The 14,765-nt window shown below is 68.9% G+C and carries 10 protein-coding genes; 4 read left to right on the top strand and 6 right to left on the bottom strand.

Annotated elements, in window-relative coordinates; all coding sequences use genetic code 11:
* Positions 1–2,286, bottom strand: a 2,286-nt coding sequence (locus DMC18_RS22505; protein ID WP_110133324.1) for a ribonuclease E/G, incomplete at its 3' end; no start/stop codon positions are given.
* A gap of 545 nt (positions 2,287–2,831) precedes the next feature.
* Between DMC18_RS22505 and DMC18_RS22495 the strand changes: the two genes are divergently transcribed.
* The 3 genes from DMC18_RS22495 (at position 2,832) to prfB (ending at position 8,006) form a co-directional block, all read left to right on the top strand.
* Complete coding sequence (locus tag DMC18_RS22495; protein ID WP_110119820.1) at positions 2,832–4,028, top strand: N-acetylmuramoyl-L-alanine amidase; 1,197 nt, start codon at positions 2,832–2,834, stop codon at positions 4,026–4,028.
* 381 nt (positions 4,029–4,409) lie between these two features.
* Positions 4,410–6,791 (top strand): penicillin-binding protein 1A, encoded by a 2,382-nt coding sequence (locus tag DMC18_RS22490; RefSeq protein WP_110119819.1) that lies wholly within the window; start codon positions 4,410–4,412, stop codon positions 6,789–6,791.
* A gap of 95 nt (positions 6,792–6,886) precedes the next feature.
* Positions 6,887–8,006 (top strand): peptide chain release factor 2 gene (gene prfB, locus DMC18_RS22485; RefSeq protein WP_110119818.1). Its coding sequence is split into 2 segments (ribosomal slippage): positions 6,887–6,955 and positions 6,957–8,006, totalling 1,119 coding nucleotides; the frame shifts between segments, so codons are not numbered across the junction.
* Between the two features lie 78 nt (positions 8,007–8,084).
* On the opposite strand, the gene DMC18_RS22480 is transcribed toward prfB, so the two are convergent.
* From DMC18_RS22480 to tyrS, 4 genes are all read right to left on the bottom strand, one after another.
* On the bottom strand, positions 8,085–8,582 hold the full coding sequence (locus tag DMC18_RS22480) for a polymer-forming cytoskeletal protein (RefSeq protein ID WP_110119817.1): 498 nt from the start codon (positions 8,580–8,582) through the stop codon (positions 8,085–8,087).
* The gene (locus DMC18_RS22475; RefSeq protein WP_110119816.1) at positions 8,563–9,714 is read right to left on the bottom strand and encodes a M23 family metallopeptidase; all 1,152 of its coding nucleotides are present in this window, start codon (positions 9,712–9,714) and stop codon (positions 8,563–8,565) included. Before DMC18_RS22475 ends, DMC18_RS22480 begins: the two co-directional genes overlap by 20 nt.
* A gap of 258 nt (positions 9,715–9,972) precedes the next feature.
* Positions 9,973–10,440 (bottom strand): peroxiredoxin, encoded by a 468-nt coding sequence (locus tag DMC18_RS22470; protein ID WP_110119815.1) that lies wholly within the window; start codon positions 10,438–10,440, stop codon positions 9,973–9,975.
* Between the two features lie 79 nt (positions 10,441–10,519).
* A complete protein-coding gene (tyrS, locus tag DMC18_RS22465) occupies positions 10,520–11,848 on the bottom strand; it encodes a tyrosine--tRNA ligase (RefSeq protein WP_199228447.1) in 1,329 nt (442 codons plus the stop codon).
* A 197-nt stretch (positions 11,849–12,045) separates the two neighbouring features.
* Between tyrS and DMC18_RS22460 the strand changes: the two genes are divergently transcribed.
* A complete protein-coding gene (locus tag DMC18_RS22460; RefSeq protein WP_199232609.1) occupies positions 12,046–13,149 on the top strand; it encodes an anhydro-N-acetylmuramic acid kinase in 1,104 nt (367 codons plus the stop codon).
* A 146-nt stretch (positions 13,150–13,295) separates the two neighbouring features.
* Here DMC18_RS22460 and DMC18_RS22455 read toward each other — a convergent pair whose 3' ends face one another.
* Positions 13,296–14,576: an NAD(P)/FAD-dependent oxidoreductase gene (locus DMC18_RS22455; protein ID WP_110119813.1), complete on the bottom strand. Its 1,281-nt coding sequence runs from the start codon at positions 14,574–14,576 to the stop codon at positions 13,296–13,298.
* Between the last annotated feature and the right edge of the window lie 189 nt (positions 14,577–14,765).

Genomic DNA, 14,765 nt, shown 5'->3' with positions numbered 1-14,765 from the left:
GACCGGCGCGATCGGGGTCTCGGCGGCCGGCTGGCGGTCGCGACCGCGACGGCGGTCACGGCGCTCCGAACGCTCGGGGCGTTCAGCGCGTTCGGGACGCTCGGCGGCTTCGGTGCGCTCAGGACGCTCGGCGCGTTCGGGACGTTCAGCACGTTCGGGGCGCTCGCCGCGCTCCGGACGGTCGCGACGGCCTTCGCCGCCACGGGCTTCCAGGGCTTCCGGATCGTGCCAGACGTACGGGTTGTCGCCGAACGGGACGCGCGGACGGGTCCAGACATAGGCGTCGGCGGCGCGATCGCCGTCCTCGCGACCGCCGCGACGGCCGCCGCGGCGACCCCGGCGACGGCGCCGACGGCGCGATTCCTCGTCGTCGCCGTCGGCGTCGGCTTCAGCGTCGAACTCGGCTTCGGCGTCTTCGACCGGAGCGTCCTCGGCGGTCTCTTCCTCGTCACGACGGCCGCGACGACGGCGCTTGCTGCCGCGACGGCCGCCGCGATCGTCGTCCGAGCGGGCCTTGCGGGGCGCCTCGTCCTCGTCTTCGTCCTCTTCGGACTCGTCGACGATGATTTCCTCTTCGTCTTCGTCCTCGTCGTCGAACACCTCGTCGAACACCGGATCGGGCTCGTAGGCGACCGGCGGCGGCACGATGCGCTCGCCCAGTTCGGTGCGCTCGATCTCGTGCTCGGCCTGACGCAGGCCGTCATCGACCAGCACGGTGACGAACAGGCCGTGGTTCTGCTGCAGGCGCAGCAGGTAGGCGCGCTTTTCGTTGAGGATGTAGATGCCGACGGCGCGGCTGACCTTCAGCACCACCGAGCCGCTGCCCTTCAGGGCCTCGATCTCGACGGCGCGCAGGGCGGCGAGAGCGCTCGATTCGACCGAGCGGACGCGGCCGGTGCCTTCGCAGTGCTCGCAGACGTGGGTGGTGCCTTCCAGCACGCCGGTGCGGCGGCGCTGGCGGCTGATCTCCATCAGGCCGAAGCCCGAGATCTTGCCCATCTGGATGCGGGCGCGGTCGTCCTTGAGGGCGTCCTTGAGGACCTTCTCGACCGTGCGGTTGTTCTTGCCTTCATCCATGTCGATGAAGTCGATGACGATCAGGCCGGCGAGATCCCGCAGACGCAGCTGGCGGGCGGCTTCTTCAGCCGCTTCGATGTTGGTCTTGAGGGCCGTGGCCTCGATGTTGCGCTCGCGCGTGGCCTTGCCCGAGTTGACGTCGATGGCGACCAGGGCCTCGGTCTGGTTGATCACCAGGTAGCCGCCCGAACGCAGCGGCACGACCGGCGAGTAGATCTGGGCCAGGTGGTCTTCGATCTTGTGCTTGACGAACAGCGGGGCGGCTTCCCGGTACGGGAACACCTTCTTGGCCTGGCTGGGCATCAGCATGCGCATGAAGTCGCGCGCTTCGCGGTAGCCGGCCTCGCCCTCGACCCAGATGCCGTCGAGGTCCTTGTCGTACATGTCGCGGATAGCGCGCTTTACGAGGTCTTCCTCCTCGTAGATCAGCGCCGGGGCGACCGAGTGCAGCGTGTTGTCGCGGATGTTCTCCCACAGACGCAGCAGGTACTCGTAGTCGCGCTTGACCTCGGCCTTGGTGCGCTTGGCGCCGGCCGTGCGGACGATCAGGCCCATGCCCTGCGGCACGTCGAGGCTCTGCACGACGCTCTTGAGGCGCTTGCGGTCGGTCACGGCCGTGATCTTGCGGCTGATGCCGCCGCCACGAGCGGTGTTGGGCATCAGGACGCCGTAGCGTCCGGCCAGCGACAGGTAGGTCGTGAGAGCCGCGCCCTTGTTGCCGCGCTCTTCCTTGACGACCTGAACCAGCATGATCTGCCGGCGGCGGATCACTTCCTGGATCTTGTACTTGCGCATCAGGCGGCGCTTGCGGCGCGCCAGTTCTTCTTCGACGTCGTCGTCTTCGTCGTCGATGGCGTGATCGTGGTCGTCCTCGTCGGCGCCGCCCGAAGCGCGGCGCGAGACGGGCGCGTCGTCCTCGTCGTCGTGCGAGTCGTCGCGCATCAGCGCTTCACGGTCGGCGACCGGGATCTGGTAGTAGTCCGGATGGATCTCGTTGAAGGCGAGGAAACCATGGCGGTTGCCGCCGTATTCGATGAACGCAGCCTGGAGGCTGGGTTCAACGCGGGTCACCTTGGCGAGATAGATATTTCCACGAAGTTGTTTGCGGGTCTGGCTCTCGAAATCGAACTCTTCAACCCGCGAACCGTCCACGACCACCACACGCGTCTCTTCGGCGTGGGCGGCGTCGATCAACATCTTCTTCGACATACAGGGAATCTCCACGGCGCGCGGCGGGCGCGAGGCCCGGGCGCCGATATGAATGAGGGGCGCGCGCATCGCAGACCGCGACTTCGCCGGAGCGAAGTTCGAAGGGCGGTTGCCAGAGGCGATCGGGTGCGGCGCAGCCCATGGGGTTTCGTTTGTTTCCTTTGACGCGCCGGAGTGGCGCGGTTCGGATGACGCGTCGTCGCCGGGAGCGGCGAAAGGCCCGACGCGGGGCCTTTGTTGGGTTCGGGCTCCGAGACATCGCGTCCCAGGCCGGCCGTCGCCCGCAAGCTCAAAAGTCCGGCGGCTCCGGCGTGGGGGACGCATGGGGCGCGTCCGACATTTGGGAACCGCTCACGCAAGGCGCTGCGTCTGACGACGTCGCTCTGCGTACGGCGCTACTCTAGCAAGAACGCGACGCAAATGAAAAGCGCCGTGGAGCAAGCAGCGAAATTGATGAAGAGATCGGTTTCCTTAACGGTTTTGCTACCCGTCCGTGCGGATATCCCTCATTGGTTTTCAAGTAAGCGCCAGCAGGCTGGGCGGTAATGCGTAAGGTCGTCATCGGAGCTGCGAGAACGGGTTGGGCGAAGGCGGCGCTGATCGTCGGCGCGCTAGCGCTCGCCGGCGTGGCCGTGGCGACCGTGCAGGGCCCGGCGCCGGCCGCCGGCGTGCAGAAGGTCCGCTTCGGCGGCGACCGCGCCGAGACCCGAGTCGTCATCGACCTGGACCGGGCGGCCGTCGGCAAGCTGATCGGCGACGGCGCGGCCGCCAGCCGAGTCGTGGTCGGCCTGCCCAACGTGACCGTTTCGGGTGATCTTCAGGGCGCGGGCCACGGCCTGGTCGACCGCTGGGTCATCGACGAGGCCGCCGGCGGCGCGCGCCTTTCCCTGGATCTTTCGGCCAAGGCCGTGGTCAAGCGGCGCTTCCTGCTGCCGCCGGCCGACGGCGCGACCGCCTATCGCTACGTCATCGACCTGGCCGCCAGCGATCCGGCCACGGCCAACGCCGCGGTGATGCGCCCGACCACCGTCTCGACGCCGATCAAGCCCTCGGGCCTGAAGCTGAAGAAGACGATCGTCATCGACGCCGGCCACGGCGGCAAGGATCCCGGCTCGGCCGGCGCCAACACCAACGAGAAGGACGTCACCCTGGCCGCGGCCAAGGCGCTGAAGGCCAAGCTGGAGAAGTCCGGCCGCTTCAACGTCGTGCTGACCCGCGACACCGACACCTTCATCCCGCTGGAATCGCGCGTGCAGATCGCTCGCCGCGCCGACGCGGACCTGTTCATCTCGCTGCACGCCGACTCGGGGCCCGACGTCGGCACCCGAGGCGCCAGCGTCTACACCCTGTCGGAAAAGGGCGCCGAGCGCGCCGCCCGGGTGCTGGAGAAGGACGACTGGCTGATGAAGGCCAGCCTGCCGGGCCGCGACCGCGCGGTCGGCCAGATCCTGCTGGACCTGTCGCAGCGCGCCACCAAGAACCGTTCGGCCGCCTTCGCCGAGACCCTGCTGGAGAAGGTCGGCGACGAGACCGTGCTGCTGCGCCGCAGCCACCGCGACGCCGGCTTCATCGTGCTGCTGGCGCCCGACGTTCCGGCCGTGTTGCTGGAAATGGGTTTCATGACCAATGTCGAGGACGAGAAGCTGCTGAAGAGCGCTTCGGGACGCGAACGCCTGATGGGCGCGGTGGCCGGCTCGATCGAGACCTATTTCGCCGCCCAGACCCGGATGGCGGCGCGCTGAGGCGGTTGCCCGCCAGGGCCTGATGCTCCTCCCGGGCAATCCAATAATATCAACGGCATAAGATCTTTCGTCATCCCGGAAGCCTCGCAGAGGCTATCCGGGACCCGGGGGACTGGGCGTCGCGTTCAGTCCATCCGCCCCAGCGGGCGCCAACGCAATGCGGCGGCCCCTGGGTCCCGGCTCTGCGCTTCGCTCCGGCCGGGATGACGATGTTTGGTGTCGGTCGTCAGGCGCCGACTGGGGCGCTGGGACAAGCCGGGCGATGACCTTCGGGAAGAGTGGCAGGAGGGCAGGGGCGTTGGCGCCTCGCCCGATGCGGGTTACAGCCATCGCTTGAGATGATTTGAGCGCGCGACCCCCGCGCCGCTCGACGGAGGCCGCGTGGACTTGAAGCCCGCCGAAAGATGGATCGCCATAGCCGGCGTCGCGGTTCTGTCGACGATCGCGGTGGCGGGGTTCGCCATCGCCATCTACGCCGCGTGGCTGTTCCACGACATGCCGGACGCTGGCGAGCTGCAGGACTACCGTCCGCCGACGGCGACGCGCGTCTATGCCTGGGACGGCACCCTGATCGGCGAGTACTCCAAGGAGCGCCGGATCTTCGTTCCCTACGACCAGATCCCGCCGCAGCTGGCCCAGGCCTTCATGGCCGCCGAGGACCGCAACTTCTTCAAGCACGGCGGCGTCGACGTCGGCGGCTTCTCGCGCGCCATGCTCAAGAACGTCGGCAACGCCATGCGCGGCCGGCGCCTGGAAGGTGGCTCGACCATCACCCAGCAGGTGGCCAAGAACGTCCTGCTGACCAGCGACGCCACGGTGGGCCGGAAGTTCAAGGAAGCGATCCTGGCCCGCCGCCTGGAGCAGTCGCTCGACAAGCAGCAGATCCTTGAGCTGTACCTGAACGAAATCTGGCTGGGCTATCGCTCGTTCGGCGTCGGCGCGGCCGCCTACAACTATTTCGGCAAGTCGCTGCCCGAACTGTCCCTGGCCGAAAGCGCCTATCTGGCGGCCTTGCCCAAGGGACCGGACAACTATCACCCAATCCGCAACAAGGCCAAGGCGAAGGCCCGTCGCGACTGGATCCTGGGCCAGATGGCCGAGCTGGGCTGGGTCAGCCGCGCCGACGCCGAAAAGGCGATGGCCGAGGACCTGGTCGTGCAGCCGGCCCCCAAGCGCGCGGCCTATCGCGACGCCGACTACTTCGTCGAGGAAGTGCGCCAGCGCGGCATGGCCACCCTGGGCGACCGCCTGAACGAGGGCGGCTACTACATGCGCACCACGCTGGACCCGAAGCTGCAGACCGCCGCGCGGGCCTCGCTGATGGACGGGCTGGAGCACTATGACCGCCGCCACGGCTGGCGCGGGGCCTGGGGCCATGTCGAGAGCCTGGACGAGGGCTGGGAGAAGGCCGCCCAGGCCAAGCGTCCGCCGGCGGAGCGCCGCGGCTGGCGCGCGGCCGTGGTCACCTCGGCCGGCGGCGGCGTGCGCCTGATCAAGGGCGAAGGGCAGGGGACCCTGGCCGGCGAGGACATCGTCTGGGCCAAGGCCGGCAAGGGCCTGAAGACCGGCGACCTGGTGTTCGTCGAGCAGGTCGAGGGCACGTCGACCTATCGCCTGAGGCAGGTTCCGGCCGTCAACGGCGCCCTGGTGGCCATCGAGCCCTATACCGGCCGCGTGGTGGCCCTGGTGGGCGGCTATTCGTTCTCGCTGTCGAACTTCAACCGCGCCACCCAGGCGATGCGTCAGCCCGGCTCGTCGTTCAAGCCGTTCGTCTACGCCACGGCCCTGGAGAACGGCTACACGCCGGCCAGCGTCATCCTGGACAGCGCCATCACCTTCAAGGGCGCCAACGGCCAGGACTGGAGCCCGGAGAACTACGAGAAGAAGTTCTACGGCGCCCTGCCGCTGCGCAAGGGCCTGGAGCGCTCGATCAACGCCATGACCGTGCGCCTGGCCCAGGGCGTGGGCATGAAGAAGATCATCGAGATGGCCAAGAAGACCGGCGTTGTGCGCGACATGTCGCCGGTGCTGGCCATGGCTCTGGGCGCGGGCGAGACCACGCCGTTCAAGATCACCTCGGCCTATGCGCCGTTCGCCAACGGCGGCCGCCGTATCGAGCCGCACCTGATCGAGCTGGTGCAGGACCGCGAGGGCAAGGTGATCTTCCGGGCCGACAAGCGCGACTGCCCGCGCTGCACCGCCGGCTTCAACGGCGACGAGAGCCCGCGCGTCACCGCGCCGGGCGAGCAGGTGATGGACCCGGTCACGGCCTACCAGGTCACCTCGATGCTGCAGGGCGTGGTCCAGCGCGGCACGGCCGCTTCGGTCAGCCAGCTGGGCTATCCGCTGGCCGGCAAGACCGGCACGACCAACGAGTACCGCAGCGCCTGGTTCATCGGCTATTCGCCCAACCTGATCGTCGGCGTGTTCGTGGGCTTCGACGACAACCGCTCGCTGGGCGAGGGCGAGACCGGCTCGCAGGACGCCGTGCCGGTGTTCATCGACTTCATGAAGGTGGCTTTGAAGGACCAGCCCAAGACCGACTTCAAGCCGCCCAAGACCGCCAAGTTCGCCATGGTGCGCGGCGTGCGCGAGGCCTTCCGTCCGGGCACAGAGCCCAAGGTGGCGGCGCCGACCCCGACCGGCGGCCCGATCTCCTACGGCGACGCCTGGCCCAACGGCGTGCCGACCGGCCAGCCTTCGCCGTCCGAACCTCAGCCCAGGCAGCAGCCCAAGCAGCCGGACATCAGCGGGCTCTATTAGGTCTCGAGGAGCCGGGGCGGTTGCGCCGCCCCATTGCGCCGACTCCGGGCGCGGGCTATGTCCCGCGCCCTTACTTTGTGTCACGGAGCTACGTGATGAGACCGGATGTCGAGGCCGCCGCGGCCGACATCGAGCAGTCCGTTGGACTGCTCAGGAGGCGTCTTTGACTGGGATGTCGCCCTTAGAAAACTCGATGAACTGAACGCGCGGGTCGAAGATCCGACGCTGTGGGACCGTCCGTCCGAAGCCCAGGCCGTGTCGCGCGAGCGCGCCAACCTGGCCGCCAAGGTCGAGGCCGTCCAGAGCATCGAACGCGACGTCAAGGACGCGCTCGAATATGCCGAACTGGCCGAGATGGAGTCCGACGAGGACACCCTCAACGACGCCCGCGCCCAGCTGAAGGCCATCAAGGAACGCGCCGCCCGGGCCGAACTCGAGGCCCTGCTGTCGGGCGAGGCCGACGGCAACGACGCCTATATCGAAATCAACTCCGGGGCCGGCGGCACCGAGTCGTGCGACTGGGCGGGCATCCTGCTGCGGATGTACACCCGCTGGGCCAACGCCCATGGCATGACCACCGAGCTGGTCGAAGAGACCGACGGCGATCAGGCCGGCATCAAGTCGGCCACGCTGCTGGTCAAGGGCGCGAACGCTTACGGGTGGCTGAAGACCGAGGCCGGCGTGCACCGTCTGGTGCGGATCAGCCCCTATGACAGCAGCGCCCGGCGCCACACCTCGTTCGCCTCGGCCTGGGTCTATCCGGTCATCGACGACACGATCGAGATCGACATCAACCCGTCGGACGTGCGCACCGACACCTACCGGGCCTCCGGGGCCGGCGGGCAGCACATCAACAAGACCGACTCGGCCGTGCGTCTGACGCACATCCCGACCGGCATCGTGGTGGCCTGCCAGGCCGGCCGCTCGCAGCACCAGAACCGCGACGAGGCCTGGAAGATGCTGCGCGCCCGGATGTACGAGGCTGAACTTCAGAAGCGTGAAGCCGCCCAGCAGGCGCTGCACGACCAGAAGACCGACATCGGCTGGGGTCACCAGATCCGGTCGTACGTCCTGCAGCCGTACCAGATGGTCAAGGACCTGCGGACCAACGTCGAGACCTCCGACACCGCCGGCGTGCTCGACGGCGACCTGGACGCCTTCATGGGCGCCTCGCTGGCCCAGCGGGTCGGCGCGACGCGGGACGCCGAGGGCTGAGGCTCTTGGGTCTGGCCTGAAGCGACGAACGCCCCGGAGTGATCCGGGGCGTTTTTCTTTTGGGCGCGGGCCTTAGCTTCAGCCCACCGGTCGGGCCGTCAGCGTCAGGTCCGCGACGGGCGCGGGCGCCGCCGAGACCGGCGCGGCCTGCGGCGGGGCCTGGCGCTGGAACTTCAGGCTGCGGCCCTGGAAGAAGGCGCCGGTTTCCATGGCCAGCTGCTCGTGGGTGATGTCGCCGTCGACATAGGCCGTGCCGTAGAGGCGCACCTGCTTGGCGGTGACGGCGCCGACCACGCGGCCGCGCACTTCCACCACCTCGGCGTAGACGCCGCCCTCGACATGGCCGGTCTCGCCGACGGTCAGGCGGCCGACGCGGACGTCGCCGCGCACCACGCCGTCGATCTGCAGTTCGCCGTCGCCGTTGACGCCGCCCTCGATGGTGATGTCCGACGAGATCAGTGAGGCCACGCGCGGCGGGGCCTTGCGGGCCGGCTCGACGGCGGGCGCGGCCGGGGTCAGCGGCAGCGGCTCGATCTGGGGCTGGGTCTTGGACCCCTTAGCTGGCTTGCTGAACATACTCGCCTGCCTTCAGGAAACGGTTGGGGTTCTGGGCGCGGCCGTTGACCCAGACCTCGTAGTGGAGATGCGGGCCGGTGGAGCGGCCGGTGGAGCCCATGGCGCCGACGCGCTGGCCGATCGAGACGCGCTGGCCGACCCGGACCGCAATGGCCTGCAGGTGGGCGTAGCGGGTCTTGAAGCCGCCGCCGTGGTCGATCTCGACGGTGTTGCCGTAGCCCGAGCGCACGCCGGTGAACGAGATGACGCCGGGCGCCGTGGCCATGATCGGCGTGTAGAAAGCGCCGGGGAAGTCGAGGCCCGAATGGAAGGCCGGGCGATGGGTGAACGGGTCGAAGCGGACGCCGTAGCTGCTCGACAGGGCCGGGTTCGAGGTCGGGCGATAGAAGGGCAGGCGCTGGGCGGCGCTGGACAGCGAGCGCATGTCGGACATGTCGCTGGCGGCGCGGTGGATGCGGCTGGCGAATTCTTCGTCGACGTCGAGCACGGCGGCAAGCGCGCGGGGATCCTTGGCCTCGATCAGCGGACCGCCGAGGCCCGAGCCGCGGCCGGTGAAGCTGCCGGCGTCGAGGCCGGCCATGCGCATGGCCAGGCGCAGGCGCTCGGCCCGGCTCTTGGCGAAGCCTTCGGCGGCGTCGATCAGGCGCTCCTGGTCGATGCGGGTGGCCTGGATGCGCTCGACCGGCGAAGCGTCGGCGAGGGTCGGCTTGCCCACGGCCAGGGCCTGGGCGGCGCCGGGCGCGCCCTTGAAGTCGCTAACCAGCAGGGCGAGCGCCGCGTGGCGCTTCTCGACCGAGGCGGCCAGTTCGTCGAGCGAGCCGCTGGTGGCCGACAGCTGGGCGACAGCGCTGTTGAGGCGGGCCTGACGGTCGGCGTTGAGCCGCTCGTAATAGGCTTTCTGCTTGAGGACGACCTGGTCGGTCTGGCTGACGGCCAGGGCGTTGACCATCATCGCTGCGGTGCACACGCCCATCCACAGGGCCGCGGCGCCGACGCCGGCGGCGCAGGCCAGTTGCTTACCCGTCGACAGCACGTAGCCGCGCATCTCTCCGCCCGAGCGAACATACAGATGTCGTTCGGGAAACAGACTTTCGAGGGTCTTGAATAGGCGTTGGAAACGCGCGATCGCCATGGCCCAGGAAACCCCCCGTTTTCAAGGTCCTGGCGATATGCAACGAGAAAGCGGAAAGGCGCAAGACTCTTCGCACCTGCGAAGGCGCGGAAAGGTCAAGTTTCGACCATGCGTCTGCGTCGATTAACGCCGCATGAACGACTTGGCTACACGCGACACGGGAGTCGTTGCCGAAATGCGAGGCCTTGCGGCCTCGGCGCCACACTTTAGTGGTCGCGCGGCGGGCGCCAAAACCGCTGACACTTTTGGCTGCCGCGCTCAGGAGGCCTTCAGCGCCTGGGCCGCCTTGAGCACCGCCTTGACGTGGTTGGGCACCTTCACCTTGCGCCAGACCTCGCGGACCACGCCTTCGCGGTCGATCAGGAAGGTCGAGCGGTCGATGCCCATGTACTTGCGGCCGTACATGTTCTTCTCGACCCACGAGCCGTAGGCCTCGACGGTCTCGCCCAGGGTGTCGGCGGCGAGCTCGACGGTCAGGTCGTGCTTCTTGCGGAACTTGCCGTGGCTGGCGGCGCTGTCCTTCGACACGCCGATGATCACCGCGCCGGCCTTGGCGAACTCCTCGACCTCGGCCGAGAACTGCAGGGCTTCCGACGTGCAGCCGGTCGTGTCGTCCTTCGGGTAGAAGTAGAGCACGACGGCCTTGCCCTTCAGGCCGGCCAGGCTGACGCGGCCGGTGTCGGTGGGCAGGTCGAAGTCGGGGGCCTTGTCGCCGGGGCTCAGCATCGCACTCTCTCCAAGATCACGGAGGCCAACATCATAGTGATCCCGGAGCCGGCTAGGCCGACCCCGGGAACGCAGCATCTCAGACCGGCTTGACCAGCACGATCTTCTTCTTGCCCTGACCAAGCTTGACCACGCCGTCCACGAGGTCGGCGTTGGTCACCAGGCGGTCGCCGTCCTTCTCCTGAGCGTCGTTCAGGCGCAGGCCGCCGCCTTGGGCCAGGCGACGGGCCTCGCCGCGCGAGGCGGTGAGGCCGATGTCGGTGGCCAGCACGGCCAGCGGCACGCCTTCGGCCAGGACGGACGCGGCGATCTCGACCGTCGGCAGGTCGGCCGACAGCGCGCCCTGTTCGAAGGCCTTCTCGGCGGCGTCGCGGGCGGCCTTGGCGGCTTCCTCGCCGTGGGCCATGCGGGTGGCCTGGTCGGCCAGCACCTTCTTGGCGTCGTTGATCTGGGCGCCCGGCAGGGCTTCCAGCTCGGCGATCGTCTCCAGCGGCAGGTCGGTGAACAGCTTCAGGAAGCGGCCCACGTCGGCGTCCTCGGTGTTGCGCCAGAACTGCCAGTAGTCGTACGGGCTCAGCTGCTCGGCGTTCAGCCAGACGGCGCCCGACATGGTTTTGCCCATCTTGGCGCCCGAGGCCGTGGCCAGCAGCGGCGTCGTCAGGCCGAAGGCGGCCTTCTGGTCGACCCGACGGGTCAGCTCGACCCCGTTGAGGATGTTGCCCCACTGGTCCGAGCCGCCCATCTGCAGCACGCAGCCGTACTTGCGGTTCAGCTCCAGGAAGTCGGTGGCCTGCATCAGCATGTAGTTGAACTCGAGGAAGGTCATCGGCTGCTCGCGCTCGAGCCGCAGCTTCACCGAGTCGAAGGCCAGCATGCGGTTGACCGTGAAGTGCACGCCGTAGTCGCGCAGGAACTGCACGTAGCCGAACTTGCTCAGCCACTCGTCGTTGTCGACCATAATGGCGTCGGTCGGGCCGTCGCCGAAGGTCAGGAACTTGGCGAAGACCTGCTTGATGCCGGCGATGTTGGCCTGGATGTCGGCGTCGCTGAGCAGCTTGCGGCTTTCGTCCTTGCCCGTCGGATCGCCGACCTTGGTCGTGCCGCCGCCCATCAGGACGATCGGCTTGTGGCCGGCCTGCTGCAGGCGGCGCAGCATCATGATCTGGATCAAGCTGCCGACGTGCAGGCTGGGGGCTGTCGCGTCGAAGCCGATGTAGGCGGTGACGACGCCCGAGGCGGCCGCCGTATCCAGCTCTTCCGGATGGGTGATCTGGTGGATGTAGCCGCGCGCCTGCAGGGTCTTGAGGAAATCGGACTTGAAGCTCTGCGGCGCGGACATGGCTCGACTCTCTGTATCGCTGGTCCGCGCGTCTAGCACGGGCGGGGCGGTCTGTGGCGAGGGTTTCATCGATAGTCTCCTTGAAGGCTGTGCGCCGGAGACGTCGTCGGTAAGGGGAGGGACGCATCGCCGGCCAGGTGGCGGTGCGTCGACATGACCGGTCGTTCGCCCGCTAGATCAGCGGGCGATAATAGGCGCGGGTACGGAGGGCCTTGGCGGTCATGGGGCCTAGCTACCCGACGCGGGCCGTGGCAGTCAACGGACCCATGCGCATTCTGGGATTCATGACCGGCACCTCGCTCGACGCGGTCGACATGGCGGTGCTCGAGACCGACGGTGAGACGATCCAGGCCTTCGGGCCCTCGGGCGAACGCAAGCTGCGCGAGGAGACGCGCGATCTGCTGCTGGTGGCGACCGAGATCGCCCGCGGCTGGCCGCGCGAGCGACCCGAGCCGGAGATCTTCGCCGAGGCCGCCCAGGTCGTGGCCGACGAGCATTTCCATGCCGCCGAGAGCTTCCTGGCCGAGCATGGCCTTTCCTGGAGCGACTTCGACTTGCTGGGCGTGCACGGCCAGACGGTGCTGCACGAGCGGCCAACGCCCGAGCGGATCGGCCGGACGGTGCAACTGCTCGACGCCGAGCGGCTGGCGCGCCTGACCGGGCGGCCGGTGGCCTTCGACTTCCGCACCGCCGACGTGGCGGCGGGCGGGCAGGGCGCGCCGCTGGCCCCGATCTATCACGACGCCCGCGCCCGGGCCTCGGGCCTGGCCGCGCCGGTGGCGGCCCTGAACATCGGCGGGGTGGCCAACATCACCCTGGTCGACGCGGACGGCACGTTGCTGGCCTTCGACACCGGTCCCGGCAACGGCATGATCGACCTGATGCTGCAGGAGCGGGGCCTGGGCCGGTTCGACGAGAACGGCCGGCTGGCCGCCGCGGGCAGGGTGGACGAAGCGATCCTCGAGCGGTTCCTGGCCAGCGCCTATTTCGCCGGCCCCGCGCCCAAGTCGCTGGACCGCTACGACTTCCCGCTCGATCTGGTCGAGCCGCTGTCGGCCGAGGACGCGGCGGCCACCCTGGTGGCCTTCACCGCCGAGGCCGTGGTCAAGGCCTTCGAGCACGGCGCGCGGCCCAGCGCCCTGATCGTCTGCGGCGGCGGGCGGCACAATCCGCAGATCATGAAGGTGCTGACCGAGCGCTGCCCGGTGCCGGTGAAGACGGCCGAGGACTACGGCTGGCGTGGGGATGCGATCGAGGCCGAGGCGTTCGCCTATCTCGCGGCCCGGACGGCGCGAGGGCTGCCGATCAGCTTCCCCGGGACGACGGGGGTGCGTGAGGCGATGACGGGCGGGAGGATCGTGCGGCCGTGATCCTTCGGATCCCACACCCGTAAAATCCCCGCGAAAGCGGGGACCCAGGCTTTTTCTGAAACCTGCGGCGCTCGACGATAAAACACCTGGGTCCCCGCTTTCGCGGGGATTTTACGGAGGCAGAAGTCGGGCTGCTCCGTTTCCGGTCAGTGCAGCTTCAGCCGCCCCGCCACGCGCTGCTGCAGCAGGCGCGCCAGGGCCAGCAGCGCCGTCTTGGTCACGCCCAGGATGGCCTTGTGGTGGGCCAGGTGCAGCGAGACGTAGAACCACTTGGCGACCAGGCCCTCAATGAAGAAGTTGGGGCCGCCGAGGCCGCCCATCAGCGCGCCGACGCCCTTGTTCTCGCCCAGCGACACCAGCGAGCCGAAGTCCTTGTAGACATAGGGCTCCTCGACCCGCGCCTGGCGCAGGCGGGCGAGCAGCACCTTGGCCAGGTAGCTGGCCTGCTGGTGGGCGGCCTGGGCGCGGGCGGGGACCAGCTTGCCGTCCTTCCAGGGGCAGGCGGCGCAGTCGCCCAGGGCCCAGATGTCCGGCGCGGAGCTTTCCAGTCGGTCGTTGACCACGAACTGGTTGAGGCGGTTGGTTTCCAGGCCCAGCGCCGTGTTGCTCTCGGCGGCCTTTACGCCGGCGGCCCAGACGATCAGGTCGGCGGGGATGTCGCCGTGGCTGGTTTCCAGGCGGTCGGCGTGGACGGCCAGCACCTTGGCGCCGGTGCGCACGCGCACGCCCTTGCGCTCCAGGGCGACGGTCGCTTGCGCAGACGTCTTGTCGGGCAGGCCGCCGAGGATGCGCGGCGCGGCCTCGACGATGGTGATGTCGAGGCGGAAGCGCTGCTCGGCGCCCAAGGCGTCCAGCAGGGCGCGGTGGGCTTCCAGCAGTTCGGCCGACAGCTCGACGCCCGTGGCGCCGCCGCCGACGATGGCCACGCCCATGGTGCGTTCCGGCGCGAACGAGGCCTTCATGAAGGTGGCCAGCAGGCGGGTATGGAAGGCCTCGGCGTCTTCCGTGCGCTCCAGCAGGTGGGCGGTCTCGGCGCCCGGCGTGCCGAACAGGTTGGAGCCGCTGCCGATGGCCAGCACGCCCCAGGTGAAGGTGATCGAGCGCTCGGGCACCAGCACCCCGCCATCGGGCGCGGCGATGGGCTTCAGCGTCAGGCGCTTGGCGGTGGGATCCAGCGCGGCCAGGTCGCCCAGCAGGAAGCTGAAATGGTTGGCGCGGCCCAGGATCGAATAGGAGAGCCCTTCCTGGTGCACGTCGAGCGTGCCGGCGGCTACTTCGTGCAGGGTCGGCTTCCAGATGTGGAAGCTGGAGCGGTCGATCAGCAGGATCCGCTCCTTGCCGGCCCGGCGCCCCAGCTTGCGGCCCAGTTGCGCGGCCAGTTCGAGGCCTCCGGCGCCGCCGCCGACGATCACGATGTCATAATGCATGGGTCGGCCGTTCTCCGAATGGGAGCGATAACGACGGTTTTAGAGGGCGGCGGCGAGTCTGTCTCGCGGTTGCGAGGGGCGGCGTGGTCGGGCGGCGGATTTCTCGCCCTCCGCTAACCCCAGTTGCCTCCCTCGCCCTTGTGGCGAGGGCCCATGCCGGCGACGGCTCAAAACTTGGCCGCGCGTGTG

Source organism: Caulobacter sp. D5, assembly GCF_003185805.1.
In the GTDB taxonomy this organism is placed as follows: Bacteria; Pseudomonadota; Alphaproteobacteria; order Caulobacterales; family Caulobacteraceae; genus Caulobacter.
Note: the sequence above shows the minus strand (reverse complement) of the source record. Positions and strands in the feature narration are given on the sequence as shown.